Raw genomic sequence first — 15,993 nt, 5'->3', positions numbered from 1 at the left:
GCGCAAGGTGCGAATTCTCGCAACCCTCGGTCCGTCCAGCGACGACCCGGAGATGATCCGCAAACTCTATCTGGCGGGTGCCGATGCGTTCCGGCTGAATATGAGCCATGGCAGCCATGCCGATCACAAAAAGGTGATCGCCGCGATCCGCAAGCTGGAGAAAGACGCGCGCCGGCCGATGACGATCCTCGCCGATCTTCAGGGACCCAAATTGCGGATCGGCGAATTCGCGGACGGGCTCGTCCAGCTCGAAAAAGACAGTATTTTCACGCTGGACCGCGACGAGAGCCCTGGCGACCGGAGCCGCGTATCGCTGCCGCATCCGGAAATTTTCGCGGCGATCGAAGAAGGCGCCCGGTTGCTGCTCGACGACGGCAAGGTGGCCTTAAAGGTCACCGCCGCCGAACCGGACCGGATCGAAACGGTCGTTGAAGTGGGCGGTCCGCTCACGAACAATAAGGGGCTTAACGTCCCGGACGTTGTGATCCCGATGGCGGCGTTGACCGACAAGGACCGGAGCGATCTCGCCTTTGCGCTGGACCAGGGCGTCGACTGGATCGCGCTGTCTTTCGTGCAGAAACCCGAAGACGCGGCCGAAGCGCGGAAACTCATCCATGGGCGCGCCGCCCTGCTCGCCAAGATCGAGAAACCGTCCGCCGTGCGGCGCATCGACGAGATACTCGAAGCCGTCGATGCGGTGATGGTCGCGCGCGGCGATCTCGGCGTGGAAATCCCGCCGGAAGAAGTGCCGCCGCTTCAGAAGCAGATTATCGAAAAGGCGCGGATGCTCGGCCGGCCGGTGGTCGTTGCGACGCAGATGCTGGAGTCCATGGTCCGCTCGCCGAGCCCGACCCGGGCCGAAGTCTCCGATGTCGCAACGGCCGTTTATGACGGGGCCGATGCGATCATGCTCTCTGCGGAGAGCGCGGCCGGCGATTGGCCAGAAGAATCGGTTGCGATGATGGACAAGATCGCAACGGCTGTGGAGGCCGATCCCAGCCATTGGGCGCGCGTGCATTTTACTGAGACCATGCCCGATTCGACGAGCGCAGACGCGCTGGCTGAAGCCTCGAACGGCATCGCCGAGACCGTATCGGCCAGCGCGATCATCTGTTTCACGACATCGGGGTCCACGGCGCGGCGCGTTTCGCGCGAGCGGCCGTCGGTGCCGCTGCTCGTGCTGACACCGAAGCTCAAAACCGCCCGGCGGCTCGGCCTTTTATGGGGCGCGCATTCGGTGCATACGCGCGACGTCAATAATTTCGAGCAGATGGTCGCGAAGTCGAAGCGCATGGCGCTGCGCGCGCGCATCGCCAATGGCGGGGATCGTGTTATCGTTATGGCAGGCGTGCCCTTCGGAACGCCGGGATCGACCAATGTGCTGCATATCGTGCGGCTGCTCGGCGATGAATTGCAGCGCCACACACAGGCCGAGATCGCTCGGGACCGCTAAGCCGAGTTCAACAGGCCTTTCTCGTGTAAATCCTCGGCAAGCGTGTCGGCATCGCGGAAATGATGGCCGACAAAACCTTCGCCTTCGCTGGCGCGGACATTCTCCTCGCGATCGTCGATGAAGATTGCCGTGCCCGGCTCCAACCCAAATCGGTCCAGCGCCAAGCGATAGATCGCGGGGTCGGGCTTTATCACCTTCTCTTCACCGGAAATCACGATATCGGCAAAATGATCGATTACCGGCGCCGTCGGCCGGAAAATGTCCCAGAACTCTGTGCCGAAATTGGTGATCGCGAAAAGCGGAACGTTCCGCCGCGCCAGTGCGTCCACCAGCGCATGTACGCCGGGCACCGGCCCGGGGATCGTTTCGAGCCAGCGATCGACATAAGCATCGATCAGCGGCGCATGTTCCGGAAATTCGGCTTTGCGTTCGGCGACCATGGCCGCGAGCGGCCGACCGGCATCATGCTGAACATGCCAGTCCAGGGTGACCACATTGTCGAGAAACCAGTCCCGCTCCTCAGGGTCCGGGATCAGTTTTTCGAACAGAAAGCGCGGATCCCAGCGATACAAGACATTGCCGACATCGAAGACGACGGCGTGCACTGCCATTAGCCCTGGCGAGCTTTGAACCTGCGATTGGTCTTGTTGATCACATAGGTGCGACCGCGGCGGCGAATCACGCGGTTGTCGCGATGGCGGCCCTTGAGTGATTTCAGTGAGTTACGGACTTTCATGGCGCTGCCCGGCCTTTTTGCTATCTCGATTGTCGGAAACGAACGGTGCACCTATGGTCGAACCGCGTGAAAGTCAAGCATTTGGCCGCCGGAGAGCGGCAGGGAGTGTGTGTTGAATTTGCCATTCCGCAAGGACGAATCGGGAATGCTGCCCGCCGGAGAACGGGTGTACGCCATCGGCGACATTCACGGCCGGCTTGATCTGCTCGAAGCGATAATCGGGAAGATCGAAGCCGATAATACCCGGCGCGAGGCGGCGGATACCCGGATTCTCCTGCTCGGCGACCTGATCGACCGAGGCGATGATTCCGCCGGCGTGGTCGAATATGTGCGATCCTGGAACGCGGATTTCGCCGCAGTCGACGCGATCCTCGGCAATCATGAGGCCTCGCTGCTTTCGGTGCTGGATGGCGACACGCAATGGCTCGAGAGCTGGCTCGGCTATGGCGGCCGGGAAACGCTGCTCAGCTATGACGTTCCGGCGGACCTGCTGAGGCGCGGCAGCCTCGCGGAAATTGCCGAGGCCGTGCAGGCCTATGTGCCCGATACGCACGCGGCATGGCTGAAAGACCGGCCGCTTTCGATCCGCCGCGGCGGCTATCTCTTCGCCCATGCCGGTATCCGGCCCGGCCGCAAACTCAGCGATCAGAAGCCCAAAGACCTGTTATGGATTCGATCCGAGTTTCTCGACAGCGAAGCGGATCATGGTGCCGTTATCGTCCATGGCCATTCGATCACGCCGCAGCCCGAACACCGGCACAACCGGATCGGCATCGATACGGGCGCCTATTTCAGCCACACCTTGACCGCGCTCGGCCTCGAAGCCGGCGAGCGCTGGTTCATCCAAAGCAAGGGAGAACCGACCTCGTGAAACTGCTCGTCCCGCTTATCCTGTTGCTCGCCTCGTGCGGTTCGGCTGCCGGCAGCACGTCTTTCGAGGCAGACGGCCCGATTTCCGGCAACATCCTGCTGACCGGCAACAAGGGCGAGGACACGGTCAGCCTAATAGACCTCGACAGCGGGACGGAGCTGGCCCGCCTCGAAACCGGCAGTCAGCCGCATGAGATCGCGATCTCGCCGGACGGGCAGCGCGCGGCCGTGGTCGCCTATGGCGGGACGAGCATCGACATTATCGACGTGGCTGCGGCCGCCATTTCTCAGACCATCGATATCGCGCCAAACAGCCGCCCGCACGGCCTGCTCTGGCTCGTGGACAATCGGCTCGTCGCGACCACCGAGGGCAGCGATACGCTGACCATCGTCGATATGGACGATGCCGGTGTATCGGCCATGCCGACGGGCGGGGAAGGCTCGCACATGGTCGCCGTCAGCCCGGACACCAGCCGGGCCTATGTCGCCAATATGCGCAGCGGGACGGTCAGCGTGCTCGAGCTCGCAACGGGCGCGCTGCTCGCGACCTGGGAAGCCGGCGAGATGCCGGAAGGACTCGCGGTTTCGTCAGACGGCACGACGCTCTGGGTGGCCGACCGCGCCAATGCGACGCTGTTTGCGTTCGACACGACGAGCGGCGAACGGATCGCCGAAATCGCGGTCGGCCAGTTTCCGATCCGCGTCGCGATCAGCCCCGATGGTGCGACGGTCGTCACCTCCAATCTGATGAGCGGCAATCTCAGCCTGATCGACGCCGAGAGCCGGACTCTGAACCGGACAATTCCGGTATCGAGCTCGGCCGGTACGCGGCAGGTGACGATCCTGTTTTCAGACGACGGGCGAACGCTCTATGTCGCGGAAACCGGCCGCAACCGGATCGCGACGGTCGATATGGAGCGTGGCGAGGTGGTGCGGCATTATGCCGCGGGCGAGGATAGCGACGGGCTGGGCATAACGACGATCACGCCGGCCGACTAACCCTGCTCGCCGAGCTTTGCCTCCCAGGCCAGCGCGTCCGCAACGATCCCGTCGAGATCAGCATGGCGCGGCCGCCAGGGCAGAGCCTCCAATATCGCGCTATTGTCGGCGATCAGCGCATCGGGATCGCCTGCGCGGCGCGGCGCGATGGTGCGGTTCAGCGTGACGCCGGCCACCCGGTCGACGCTGTCGAGCACCTCAAGCACCGAAAAGCCGCGCCCATAACCGCAATTGAGGATATGGCTCTCCTCCGGTGCGGCGATGAGCTTTTCCAGCGCATCGATATGGGCCGCCACAAGGTCCGTGACATGGATGTAATCGCGCACGCCGGTACCGTCATGCGTGTCATAATCCGTGCCGAAAACGGCCACGCCGTCGCGCTTGCCGAGCGCGGCCTCGACCGCAACCTTGATCAGATGTGTCGCACCCGCCGTCGATTGCCCCGACCGGCCCTCCGGATCGGCGCCCGCCACGTTGAAATAGCGCAACGCGCAATAGTTGACTGGATGCGCCGCCGCCGCATCGGCCAGCATATATTCGGTCATCAGCTTGGAGCGGCCATAGGGATTGATCGGTATAGCCGGCATGTCTTCGGTGACCGGGATCGTCTCGGGAATGCCATAGGTCGCGGCGGTTGAAGAAAAGAGGAAATGCGCCACGCCACCGGCAATCGCCGTCTCGATCAGCGTGCGGCTGCGCGCGGTATTGTTGTCGTAATATTTGAGCGGGTTTTCGACCGACTCGGGCACCACGACCGATCCTGCAAAATGCATGATCGCGCCGATGCCATGCTCCGCGATGACCGACGCGACGAGCGGCACATCGCCGACATCGCCTTCGACGAAGACCGCATCGTCCGGCACAGCCCAGCGGAATCCCGTAACGAGATTATCGAGCACGACGACCGGCCAACCGGCGTCAAGCAGCGCCAAGGCCGCGTGACTACCGATATAGCCCGCACCGCCGGTCACCAGAACTGCCGGTTTTCCGCCCGTTTGCGTTGTGCTCACCCCTGCCTGACTCCCTTTTGCATCCTTTTCGTGCCACAAACGTTGAATTGTCTATAGCGCTTTGGGTCGCGTTAGGGAGATAGCCCATGCACAAGACACTCATCCGTTCCACCGCCATCGCAACGCTCGCGCTGGTCGCAGCCTGTGCGACGCCATCGCAGCGCGGCACGGAAGTGACACGTTTCCATCTCGGCCAGCCCGTCCCGGCGCAGGCGATCAATATCGAGCCCGCCGATCCGGAACGCGAGGGCAGCATCGAACATCGCCAATATGCGGCGATCGTCGCGCAGCAGCTCGGCGCCATCGGCTTTACCGAAACCGCGCTCGAAGAGGCCGAGATGATTGCCGTGATTGACGTTCAACGCGGCACGCGACAGGAAGTCGCCCGGCGCTCGCCCTTTAGCATTGGCATCGGCGGCGGCTCCTTCGGCAGCCGCACGGGCGTCGGCATCGGTACGAGCGTAGGTATCGGCGGATCGCGCGGCGGCGAAGTGAATGTCACCGAGTTATCGGTCGCGCTGAAACGCCGTTCGGAGGGCACGATCGTCTGGGAGGGCACCGCGACGCGCGTTACGCGGCCCGGCGAGGAGGACCCGGCGACAATCGTTCAGACACTCGCATCCGCACTGTTTCAAGGCTTCCCAGGAGAGTCGGGCCGCACTATCACGGTGGAATGACACTCAGCATTACGAGCGCCTTCGATGGCGGCAATATCGCAGTCCTGTCCGCCACTGGCGACACGGCGGAACTGGAAATCGTCAAGGACAACGAGTCCGATTTCTACCAATGGTTCTATTTCCGCGTCACGGGATGCGCGGGCAAGAGCCTCACGCTGACAATCGCCAATGCCGGCGGCAGCGCCTATCCCCAAGGCTGGGACAATTACCAGGCCCGCGTATCGACGGATCGCGAACAGTGGCGGCTGGCCGACACCGATTATGCCGATGGCACGCTAACGATCCGGCACAAGGCCGAAGCGGATAGCCTGTGGTTCGCCTATTTCGCGCCGTATACGATGGAGCGCCATTACGATCTCGTGACCGAGATTGCGGGCCGCGATGGCGTTTGCCACAGCTCGCTCGGGCTCACCCTGGACGGTCGCGAGCTCGACTATTTCGCGATGGGGACGGGAGACCTCTCTATCTGGCTCTACGCCCGGCAGCATCCGGGCGAGACGATGGCCGAATGGTGGATGGAGGGTGCGCTCGACCGGCTGACTGATCCCGCCGATCCCGTCGCCCGGGTGCTGCGCGACAAGGCGACGTTCCACGTCATTCCGAATATGAACCCAGATGGTTCATTTCGCGGCCACCTGCGAACCAACGCAGTGGGCACGAACCTCAACCGCGAATGGCACGAGCCGACGCCGGAGAAGAGCCCGGAAGTGCTGTGGGTGCGCAATCATATGGACAAGACCGGCGTCGATTTCGCGATGGACGTACATGGCGACGAGGCGATCCCGGCCAATTTCATCGCCGGTTTCGAGGGCATTCCGAGCTGGACCGAGCGGCAGGGGAAGCTCTACGACGCCTATCTCACCGCGCTGCTCAAAGCCTCACCCGATTTCCAGACGAAACTCGGCTATCCGATCGCCAAACCGCGCAAGGGCAATCTCTCCATGTCCACCAATCAGGTCGCCGAGCGGTTCGATTGCGTCGCGATGACGCTCGAAATGCCGTTCAAGGATAATCACGAACTGCCGGACGACGAGTTCGGCTGGTCGCCCGAGCGCTGCGCCCTGCTCGGCCGCGCCTGTCTATCGGCCCTGCTCGATGTGATCGACGATCTGCGCGACTAGCTGAGAACTTCACCGAGAAAATCCGTCATCGCCCTCCAGCTGCGGCGATCGGCATCGGGCTGATAGGCGAGACCGCGCTCCGGCATCTTGGCGCTCTTGTCGGTGAAAGCATGACCGGTATGGCCATAGGCGTGAATCTGCCAATCGACGCCCGCGCCCGTCAATTCGACGGCCAGCGTCGTCACCGCTTCGGGCGGCGCGAGCGGATCGTCCCAGCCGTGGCAGACGAGAATTTTTGCAGGGATGGTATCCGCATTGGCGAAGGGCGGCGGATCGTAGATGCCGTGAAAGCTCACAACGCCGCGGACCTCGGCCCCACTACGCGCCAGATCGAGAACGGATTTCCCGCCGAAACAGAAGCCGATGGCGGCCAGTCGTTCGGCATCCACACTATCGAGCGCCTGCATTGCCGCCAGCGAGGCGTGCAGCCGGTCCCGCAATAGCGCGCGATCCGCGTTCAGATCGTTCATGAAGCGGGCCGGATCGTCATCCTCGCGCGTCGCCCGATTGCCCTGGCCATAGAGATCGGCGACGAACGCGGCATAGCCGAGCCCGACGACCCGCTCCGCCGTCTGGAAATCCGCTTCCTTGGTGCCCAGCACATTGGGTACGACCATCACGCCCGGGCGCGGCGCGTCCCAATCCGTATCGGCCACCGCCATGCCTTCAAACGGCCCGTCGGGGCCGTCATATACTGTCACGCTGCGCTCTATCGCCATGGTCCGACTCTTCTCGATAATTGCCGTTCGTCCGCTTGTATCGCCGCCCAGCCGCGCTAAGGAAAGCGCGGATCGCTACAGGAGTTTCCCGATGCCCCAACTCGTCCTTGTCCGCCACGGCCAATCCGAGTGGAATCTGCAGAACCGCTTCACCGGCTGGTGGGATGTCGATCTCACGGACAAAGGCATTGCCGAAGCCAAGGCGGCGGGCGTGTTGATGCGCGAAAAGGGTGTCGATCACGATCTGTGCTTCACAAGCTTCCAGACGCGCGCGATCAAGACGCTCAACCTCGCCCTCGCCGAGATGGATCGGCTCTGGCTGCCCGTCGAGAAGAACTGGCAGCTGAACGAGCGCCATTATGGCGGGCTGACTGGGCTCAACAAACAGGAGATGCGCGACAAGCATGGCGACGAGCAGGTTCATATCTGGCGGCGCAGCTTCGATACGCCGCCGCCGCCGATGGAGGATGGCAGCGAATACGATCTAAGCACGGACCGCCGCTACAACGGCGTCGATGTGCCGAAAAGCGAGAGCCTGAAGAATACGATTCAACGCGTGCTACCCTATTGGGAGGCGCGGATCGCGCCCGTGCTCAAGGCGGGGCAGCGCGTCCTGATCTCGGCTCATGGCAATTCGCTGCGCGCGCTGGTCAAACATCTGTCCGAAATTCCCGACGACGAGATCACCGGCCTCGAAATCCCGACCGGCCAGCCGATCGTCTACGATCTCGCCGATGATCTAAGCGCAAATGAGCGCTACTACCTGTCCGAGCGCTAGAGCGCGCCGCCATTGCGCGCCGCCCGGCTTCGCACTAGAAGAAATCGCTTCTTCTGGCTCAAAGCGCAGGACGAAGCATGACCGACACGCCGCTTATCGGCATTATCATGGGCAGTAGTTCCGACTGGGACACGATGCGCCATGGCGCCGAAATCCTGACCGAACTGGGCATCGCGCATGAGTGCAAGGTCGTCTCCGCGCACCGCACGCCCGACCGGCTTTACGATTACGCCAAAAGCGCCGCCGATCGCGGGCTCAAGGCGATCATCGCGGGCGCGGGCGGTGCGGCGCATCTGCCGGGCATGGCGGCGTCGATGACGCGATTGCCGGTACTCGGCGTGCCGGTGGAATCGAAGGCGCTCAAGGGCATGGACAGCCTCTTGTCGATCGCGCAGATGCCCGCCGGCATTCCAGTCGGCACGCTCGCCATCGGCGTGGCGGGCGCCAAAAACGCGGCGCTGCTCGGCGCCGCAATCATCGCGACGCATGACGACGCGGTCGCGGGGCGTCTCGACGCCTGGCGGCAGGCCCAGACCGACGCGGTCGGCGAAGACCCGGCCGGATGACCACGCCGCTCGCGCCCGGCGCGACCATCGGCATTATCGGCGGCGGGCAGCTCGGCCGGATGCTGAGCATCGCAGCCGCGCAACTCGGCTATCGCTGCCATATCTATGCGCCGGAAGACACACCCTGTGCCGCCGATGTCGCAGCGCTGCATATTTGCGCCGACTATACCGATGAGTCCGCATTGCGGGACTTCGTCCGCAACGTCGATGTGTTGACCTACGAATTCGAAAATGTGCCCGCCGAACCGCTGCGCGCGATCGCGGACGAAGCGCCGCTCCACCCGAATGTCGATGCGCTGGAGCTGGCGCAAGACCGGCTTTCGGAGAAAGACTATGTCGTCGGGCATGGCGGCCGCCCGGCCGATTATCGGGCCGTGTCCTCGCTCGCCGATCTGGAGACGGCCATAGCGGATATCGGTACGCCGGCCATCCTGAAGACACGCCGCTTCGGCTATGACGGCAAGGGACAGGTTCGGATCATGGACGCCGGGGCCGCTACATCAGCCTGGACGGAGATCGGCGGACAGCCATCCGTTCTCGAAAGCTTCGTCGATTTCGAGAAGGAATTTTCCATCCTGCTCGCGCGTGGCACAAGCGGCGAAACGCGGATCTGGGATGCGCCGCAAAACCGTCACGCGGATGGCATTCTCGCCCATTCCATCGCGCCGGGAGACGGGATTATTGGCGAGCAAAAGGCGGCAGCCGGCGATCTCGCGCGCGGTATTGCCGAAGCGCTCGATTATGTCGGCGTGCTCACCTGCGAATTTTTCGCCAGCGCGGCCGGGCCGGTCTTCAACGAAATGGCGCCGCGCGTCCATAACAGCGGCCATTGGACGATCGAGGGCGCCACGACCTCGCAATTCGAGAATCATATCCGGGCGATCTGCGGATTGCCGCTCGGCAATACGGCGCTGACCGCGGCCCGCATCGAGATGCACAATCTGATCGGCGCGGACGCCGATGACTGGATGTCATGGCTGAAAAAAGACCGGGCGCACCTCCACCTTTACAATAAAGGGGAAGCGCGCCCGGGCCGCAAAATGGGGCATGTGACGCAGCTCTTCTAGTCGCCGCGCATGCCGAAACGATTTAGCCGGTCTTGGTTGCCGAGAACGGCATTTCGCCAAACGCGCCGGCCTTGATGTTGCCAGCCATCTTGTCGCCTTCGACAGTCGCCGTGCCTTCCAGCGTCATCGGCATCGGAACCGTGATGTCCATCTTCCAGGTCAGTGTGTTGCCGTCGATTTTGCCGTCCTTGACTTCGGCCGATCCGGTCGCGCCGGCATTGGTGCCCGTGACGGTGTCGCCATCCTGGCTCAGCGTCATCGTCGATTTCTGCTCGCCCATCGGGGAGTTCACGACCGAATCCCAGGTTCCTGATACGTCTGTCATATGCGAATCCTTCCTTACAGTTATGTCAGTTAATCCGTCCCGACTGTTTCCACAGGCAGGCCCAGCGCGTCAAGCTGTTCCCGGACGAGAGATGCATCGCCGACGACGATCCACGTAAATGCGTCCGGGTCGATGGCCGCACGCGCCGCTGCATCGAGCTCCGCCCGGTCGAACGACCGATACATGGCGGCAAGCCCGTCATAATAATCGTCGGACCGCTCATAGAGCATGTTGCGCGTCATCCCGACGATGATCCCGCCGGACGTTTCGAAGCTGCCCGGGAGGCTGCGAATGCTGCCATTGATCGCGCGGTCGAATTCGTCCTGCCGGATGCCTTCGCTCGTCAGGAAGGTTGTAATCTGTTCCTGCAGCGCGGCGATGGAGTCGCCCGTCCGGTCCGCCTGCACCGGCGCGCGGACGGTATAGCTGACAGGCCCGGCGAAGCGATTGATCGCGCCGCTCACGCCATAGGTCCAACCCCGCGCCTCGCGCAGATCCAGATTGAGCCGGGAGAGGAAGCTCCCGCCCAGCGCGTCATTGGCGGTCAAGAGCGGCAACAGTTCGTCGGTGCCTTCGAGCCCGAGCACCTGCCCGCCATAGATATAGGATTGCAGGGAATTCGGACGGTCGACCAGAATGATCCGCGGATTCGCAGCCGGAATAGCGGCATCCATCGACTTCGTGCCCGCTTCGCCGCTCGGCTCCCAGTCGCCGAAGCGCGGTTCAAGCGCGGCAATCACATCTTCCAGCGTCGAATCGCCAACCACGATTATGCTGAGCCTGTCGGGGCGGATCCATTGGCGGTGAAAGGCGAAAAGGTCTTCGCGCGTGATCGCCGCAACGGACTCCGCCGTGCCGAGCCCGCTACCCGGGCGGCCATAGGGGTGCGCATCCCCGAACAAAGCTGGCCAGAGCGTCCGGCTTGCAAGGCTCGGCGGCGATGTGCCTTCCGCCACGATCTGGGTGAGTTGTGTTGCGCGCAATCGCTCGATTTCGGCCGGTTCGAATGCCGGGTTGCGGACGACATCCGCGAGCAGATCGAGCGCCGGACCGAAATTGGCCGCCAGGGCGAACAATCCAAACCCCGTGCGGTCGCGGCTCTTGCTCGGCGTGATCGATGCGCCGAGTCGCTCCTCTGCTTCCGCGATCTGCGTCGAATTGAGGCTGGTCGTGCCTTCGGGCATCAGCGACAGCATCAGCGCCTGCGTTCCGAGCTGGTCTGCACGGTCGGCGGCGTTTCCGGCATCGAAGCTCAGCAGTATCTGGATCGTCGGCACCGCCGCACGGCGGACGAAGCGAATCTCGACGCCGTTAGAGAGTGTTCCGCGCTCGACATCGGGGAAATCGAGATCGCCGATCGCGCCGACTTCCGGACGCGGGACGCTGCGCGTACCTGTTGGCTCCTCTACGGCTTGTTCAGAAACATCCGGTTCCTCGCCGGGCTGCAGATAGTGCGCGGGGCTTTCCAGCCCGCCGGTTTGCGCGCCTATAATCGACAGGCTTTCTTCATAATCGCCGCGTTCGCCGGGATCGACGCGGGTCGCGAGGACCGGCCGGGTCAGCCATTGCTGCATGGCGGCGCGAACGGACTCCGGCGTCGCCGCGCCGAGCCGGGCGAGCTGCGTGCGGTAAAAAGCCGGATCGCCGGAATAGAGTTCGCCGCTCGCCAGCACGGCTGCCTTGCCGCTGAAACCGCCAACCCGTTCGAGACCGGCTAGACGCGCTGCGACCTGGCGCATCGCCACGCGATCGACCTCGTCCTGCGTGGGGCCGTTGGCAATATAATCGGCGATCAACGCATCAAGCCGCGCGGACACCGCATCCGCATCGGCCGTGGGCGCGACATCGACTTGAATCTCGAAAATGCCGACATATTCGAAGTCGAGAACGCCCGCAGATACGCGCACCGCGACCTGCTCTTCGCGGACCAGGCTGTTGTCGAGCCGCGAGCTCGAGAGCCCGCCGAACACCGCCGCGCCAACATCGAGATCGGCCGTCACCGGATCGTTGAGTCCGGGCACGGCCCAGCTGCGATAGAGTCGCGTCGTCGCAACATCGTCCTGCATGACGATTTCGCGGCGCGCATCGAGCGTCGGGATGCCGGGATCAATCTGTTCGGTATCGGGCCCGCGCGGAATATCGCCGAAATAGCGCTCGACGAGCGGCCGCGCGGTGGCCGCGTCGATGTCGCCGGCAAGGACGAGCACCGCATTGTTCGGGCCGTAATGCGCCCGAAACCAGGCGCGTACATCGTCGAGGCTCGCCGCGTCGATATCGGCCATCGAGCCGATCGTCGAATGGCCATAGGGGTGGTCGGGGCCGAACAGTGCGTCGATCTGCGCGTAACTTACGAGCCCATAGGGTTGGTTGTCGCCTTGCCGTTTTTCATTCTGGACGACGCCGCGCTCGTCATCGAGCTTTTGCTGGTCGATCGCTCCCAGCAAGTAACCCATGCGATCCGACTCCAGATACAAGGCCAGCTCGAGGCCCTGGGTCGGGACGGTCTGGAAATAGTTGGTCCGATCGTACCAGGTCGTACCATTGAGATCGGTTGCACCCATTTCGCGCAGCGGTTCGAAATAGATGCCCGGCGCGTTCTCAGACCCGTTGAACATCAGATGCTCGAAAAGATGGGCAAAGCCCGTCTGGCCTTCCGGTTCGTGCCGCGATCCGACATGATACCAGACCGAAACGGCGACGACCGGCGCCTTGCGGTCTTCATGGACGATAACGCGCAGGCCGTTATCGAGCGTGAAGCGTTCGTAAGGGATCGATACCTCGCCGACGAGATCGGCGGCCGAGACATTGGGCTGCGGACCGGCAGGCGCTTCGCCGTGATCATCCAGCGCAAGCGCTGGCGTGGCGAGCAGCGCCAGCGGCGCAAGCAGGCACAGTTTCAGGAAATGCATCGCATCTTCTCCCGGAAAATCGCGACAGACCATAGCGGCGGGAAAGCGCCGTGCAAGCAGCGGTTGCGGTCGCTCGACGAACGCCTAAATCTGTCGACAAAGATAAAGTGCGCAACGCCTTGTGTTGTATTTTTGCAACACTATATCGGGCCGGAGACAGGAACAGGGATGGACAGATGAATCTCGAGAAATTTACCGACCGGGCCAAAGGCTTTTTGCAATCCGCACAGACGGTAGCGATCCGCATGAACCATCAGCAGGTGCGCGCCGAGCACCTCGCAAAAGCGCTGCTCGAGGACGAGCAAGGCATGGCGGCCGGACTTATCGGGCGTTCCGGCGGTAGCGCCGAAGCGGCCATACGCGAAATCGACGAGGCGCTTGCGAAGATACCCCAGGTTTCCGGCGGTGGCGCGCAGCAGACGCCGCAGCTCGACAACGATGCCGTGCGCGTGCTCGATACGGCGGAGCAGATCGCAACCAAGGCCGGCGATTCCTATGTCACCGTCGAGCGCCTGTTGCTCGCCATGGTCATGGCCAAGGGCACGCCGGTCGGCGACGCGTTCGACAATGCCGGGGTGAAGCCCGAAGCGCTCAACGGCGCGATCAACGAGCTGCGCGGCGGCCGGACCGCCGACACGGCGAGTGCCGAAGATCGCTATGACGCGCTCAAGAAATTCGCGACCGACCTCACCGAACGCGCCCGCGAGGGTAAGATCGATCCGATCATCGGGCGCGACGAGGAAATCCGCCGGACGATCCAGATTCTCGCGCGACGCACCAAGAACAATCCCGTCCTGATCGGCGAGGCCGGCGTCGGCAAGACGGCGATCGCCGAAGGCCTCGCGCTGCGTATCGCCAATGGCGATGTGCCGGACGGCATCAAGAATCGCAACCTGCTCTCGCTCGATATGGGATCGCTGATCGCCGGCGCCAAATATCGCGGGGAGTTCGAGGAGCGGCTCAAAGGCGTGCTCGATGAGGTGAAGGGCGCCGATGGCGAGATCATCCTGTTCATCGATGAAATGCACACGCTGGTCGGCGCGGGTGCCTCCGAAGGCGCGATGGATGCGTCGAACCTGTTGAAGCCAGCGCTCGCGCGCGGCGAACTGCATTGCATCGGCGCGACGACGCTCGACGAGTATCGTAAGCATGTCGAGAAGGACCCGGCGCTGCAGCGGCGCTTCCAGCCCGTTTATATCGAAGAGCCGAGCGTCGAGGATACGATCTCAATCCTGCGCGGCATCAAGGAAAAATACGAACTGCACCACGGCGTGCGTATTACCGACGGCGCGCTGGTGTCCGCGGCGACGCTGTCCGAACGCTATATCACGGACCGCTTCCTGCCCGACAAGGCGATCGACCTGATGGACGAGGCCGCCTCGCGCATCCGCATGGAGGTGGAGTCGAAGCCCGAGGAGATCGAGACGCTCGACCGCCGCGCGATCCAGCTCAAGATCGAGCGCGAAGCGCTGACCAAGGAAAATGACGACGCCTCGAAGGAGCGTCTCGCGGTCATCGAGGAAGAACTCGCCAATCTCGAACAGGAATTGGCCGAACTCACCCAGCGCTGGCAGGCGGAACGCGAGAAAATTCAGTCCGAAGCGAAGCTCAAGGAAGAACTGGACGCGGCGCGCATCGCGCTCGAGCAAGCGGAGCGCGCGGGCGATCTCGCGAAAGCGGGAGAGCTTTCCTACGGCACGATTCCCGATCTCGAGAAGAAGCTCGAAGAGGCCGGCGAAGCCACAGAGGGCGCGATGCTGCGCGAAGAAGTGACGAGCGAGGATATCGCTTCGGTCGTGTCGCGTTGGACCGGCATTCAGGTCGACAAGATGCTCGAGGGCGAGCGCGAAAAGCTGCTCGCGATGGAAGAGCATCTCGGCAAGCGCGTCATCGGGCAGGAAGATGCGGTCAAGGCCGTGTCAACCGCTGTCCGCCGCTCGCGCGCCGGATTGCAGGATCCGAACCGGCCGCTCGGCAGCTTCCTGTTCCTGGGCCCCACCGGCGTCGGCAAAACCGAGCTGACGAAAGCGCTCGCCGAATTCCTGTTCGACGATCAGAACGCGATGGTTCGCATCGACATGAGCGAATTCATGGAGAAGCATTCGGTGGCCCGGCTGATCGGCGCGCCTCCCGGCTATGTCGGTTATGACGAGGGTGGCGTGCTGACCGAGTCAGTGCGGCGGCGGCCCTATCAGGTCATACTGTTCGACGAGGTCGAGAAAGCGCATAATGACGTGTTCAACGTCCTTCTGCAGGTGCTCGACGACGGGCGGCTGACGGACGGCCAGGGCCGTACAGTCGATTTCTCGAACACGCTGATCATCCTCACCAGCAATCTCGGCAGCCAGTATCTGTCATCGCTCGGCGACGAGCAGACGGTCGATGAGGTCGAGCCGCAGGTCATGGAAACGGTGCGCGGCCATTTCCGCCCCGAATTCCTCAATCGCCTCGACGAGATCATCCTCTTCCATCGCCTGAGCCAGGCGCATATGGCGCCGATCGTCGATATACAGGTCGCGCGCGTCCAGAAGCTGCTAGATGATCGCAAGGTCGAAATCGAACTGTCGGATAAGGCCCGCGAATGGCTGGGCCGGGTCGGCTACGATCCGGTCTACGGCGCGCGACCGCTGAAACGCGCCGTGCAGAAATATCTGCAGGACCCATTGGCCGATGCGATCCTGCGCGGCGATATCGCCGACGGCATGACCGTCAATGTCGATGAAGGCGAGGGTGCGCTATCGATGACATTCGGCTAAGCCGAGC

Annotated in this window: 15 protein-coding genes; 9 read left to right on the top strand and 6 right to left on the bottom strand. The window is 63.1% G+C overall.

The window, feature by feature from the left end; genetic code table 11:
• Positions 1-7 precede the first annotated feature (7 nt).
• Positions 8-1,453 carry a pyruvate kinase gene (gene pyk, locus Q0974_RS02015; RefSeq protein WP_299322032.1) on the top strand — a complete coding sequence of 482 codons (1,446 nt, stop codon included), beginning with the start codon at positions 8-10 and terminating at the stop codon, positions 1,451-1,453.
• Here pyk and Q0974_RS02010 read toward each other — a convergent pair.
• Together Q0974_RS02010 and ykgO are read right to left on the bottom strand one after the other, a co-directional pair.
• Positions 1,450-2,064 (bottom strand): HAD family phosphatase, encoded by a 615-nt coding sequence (locus Q0974_RS02010; RefSeq protein ID WP_299322031.1) that lies wholly within the window; start codon positions 2,062-2,064, stop codon positions 1,450-1,452. The genes pyk and Q0974_RS02010 overlap by 4 nt on opposite strands.
• Positions 2,064-2,189 carry a type B 50S ribosomal protein L36 gene (gene ykgO / locus Q0974_RS02005; RefSeq protein WP_116236560.1) on the bottom strand — a complete coding sequence of 42 codons (126 nt, stop codon included), beginning with the start codon at positions 2,187-2,189 and terminating at the stop codon, positions 2,064-2,066. Before ykgO ends, Q0974_RS02010 begins: the two co-directional genes overlap by 1 nt.
• A gap of 112 nt (positions 2,190-2,301) precedes the next feature.
• On the opposite strand from ykgO, the gene Q0974_RS02000 reads away from it, so the two are divergent.
• Together Q0974_RS02000 and Q0974_RS01995 are read left to right on the top strand one after the other, a co-directional pair.
• On the top strand, positions 2,302-3,060 hold the full coding sequence (locus Q0974_RS02000) for a metallophosphoesterase family protein (RefSeq protein WP_299322026.1): 759 nt from the start codon (positions 2,302-2,304) through the stop codon (positions 3,058-3,060).
• Entirely contained in the window at positions 3,057-4,058 is a 1,002-nt protein-coding gene (locus Q0974_RS01995; RefSeq protein WP_299322024.1) for a YncE family protein, read from the top strand. The genes Q0974_RS02000 and Q0974_RS01995 overlap by 4 nt, the downstream gene beginning before the upstream one ends.
• On the opposite strand, the gene galE is transcribed toward Q0974_RS01995, so the two are convergent.
• Complete coding sequence (gene galE / locus Q0974_RS01990) at positions 4,055-5,068, bottom strand: UDP-glucose 4-epimerase GalE (RefSeq protein ID WP_299322021.1); 1,014 nt, start codon at positions 5,066-5,068, stop codon at positions 4,055-4,057. The genes Q0974_RS01995 and galE overlap by 4 nt on opposite strands.
• A gap of 86 nt (positions 5,069-5,154) precedes the next feature.
• On the opposite strand from galE, the gene Q0974_RS01985 reads away from it, so the two are divergent.
• The gene (locus tag Q0974_RS01985; RefSeq protein ID WP_299322019.1) at positions 5,155-5,745 is read left to right on the top strand and encodes a DUF4136 domain-containing protein; all 591 of its coding nucleotides are present in this window, start codon (positions 5,155-5,157) and stop codon (positions 5,743-5,745) included.
• Complete coding sequence (locus Q0974_RS01980) at positions 5,742-6,866, top strand: M14-type cytosolic carboxypeptidase (protein WP_299322016.1); 1,125 nt, start codon at positions 5,742-5,744, stop codon at positions 6,864-6,866. The genes Q0974_RS01985 and Q0974_RS01980 overlap by 4 nt, the downstream gene beginning before the upstream one ends.
• Here the strand turns inward: Q0974_RS01980 and Q0974_RS01975 are convergent.
• The gene (locus Q0974_RS01975) at positions 6,863-7,585 is read right to left on the bottom strand and encodes a dienelactone hydrolase family protein (RefSeq protein WP_299322014.1); all 723 of its coding nucleotides are present in this window, start codon (positions 7,583-7,585) and stop codon (positions 6,863-6,865) included. The two genes, Q0974_RS01980 and Q0974_RS01975, sit on opposite strands and share 4 nt — an antisense overlap.
• A gap of 91 nt (positions 7,586-7,676) precedes the next feature.
• On the opposite strand from Q0974_RS01975, the gene gpmA reads away from it, so the two are divergent.
• From gpmA to Q0974_RS01960, 3 genes are all read left to right on the top strand, one after another.
• Positions 7,677-8,363 carry a 2,3-diphosphoglycerate-dependent phosphoglycerate mutase gene (gene gpmA, locus Q0974_RS01970; RefSeq protein ID WP_299322011.1) on the top strand — a complete coding sequence of 229 codons (687 nt, stop codon included), beginning with the start codon at positions 7,677-7,679 and terminating at the stop codon, positions 8,361-8,363.
• A gap of 77 nt (positions 8,364-8,440) precedes the next feature.
• Complete coding sequence (gene purE, locus Q0974_RS01965) at positions 8,441-8,929, top strand: 5-(carboxyamino)imidazole ribonucleotide mutase (protein WP_299322008.1); 489 nt, start codon at positions 8,441-8,443, stop codon at positions 8,927-8,929.
• Entirely contained in the window at positions 8,926-9,996 is a 1,071-nt protein-coding gene (locus Q0974_RS01960) for a 5-(carboxyamino)imidazole ribonucleotide synthase (RefSeq protein ID WP_299322005.1), read from the top strand. The genes purE and Q0974_RS01960 overlap by 4 nt, the downstream gene beginning before the upstream one ends.
• 22 nt (positions 9,997-10,018) lie before the next feature.
• Here the strand turns inward: Q0974_RS01960 and Q0974_RS01955 are convergent, their stop codons facing one another.
• Both Q0974_RS01955 and Q0974_RS01950 read right to left on the bottom strand, forming a co-directional pair.
• Positions 10,019-10,321: a hypothetical protein gene (locus Q0974_RS01955; protein ID WP_299322004.1), complete on the bottom strand. Its 303-nt coding sequence runs from the start codon at positions 10,319-10,321 to the stop codon at positions 10,019-10,021.
• Between the two features lie 29 nt (positions 10,322-10,350).
• On the bottom strand, positions 10,351-13,230 hold the full coding sequence (locus tag Q0974_RS01950; RefSeq protein ID WP_299322001.1) for a pitrilysin family protein: 2,880 nt from the start codon (positions 13,228-13,230) through the stop codon (positions 10,351-10,353).
• A 176-nt stretch (positions 13,231-13,406) separates the two neighbouring features.
• Here Q0974_RS01950 and clpB point away from each other — a divergent pair, with 176 nt between their 5' ends.
• A complete protein-coding gene (gene clpB / locus Q0974_RS01945) occupies positions 13,407-15,986 on the top strand; it encodes an ATP-dependent chaperone ClpB (RefSeq protein WP_299321998.1) in 2,580 nt (859 codons plus the stop codon).
• The last annotated feature ends 7 nt before the right edge of the window (positions 15,987-15,993 follow it).

Origin of the sequence: Parasphingopyxis sp. (assembly GCF_028279465.1) — a bacterium.
In the GTDB taxonomy this organism is placed as follows: Bacteria; Pseudomonadota; Alphaproteobacteria; order Sphingomonadales; family Sphingomonadaceae; genus Parasphingopyxis.
Note: the sequence above shows the minus strand (reverse complement) of the source record. Positions and strands in the feature narration are given on the sequence as shown.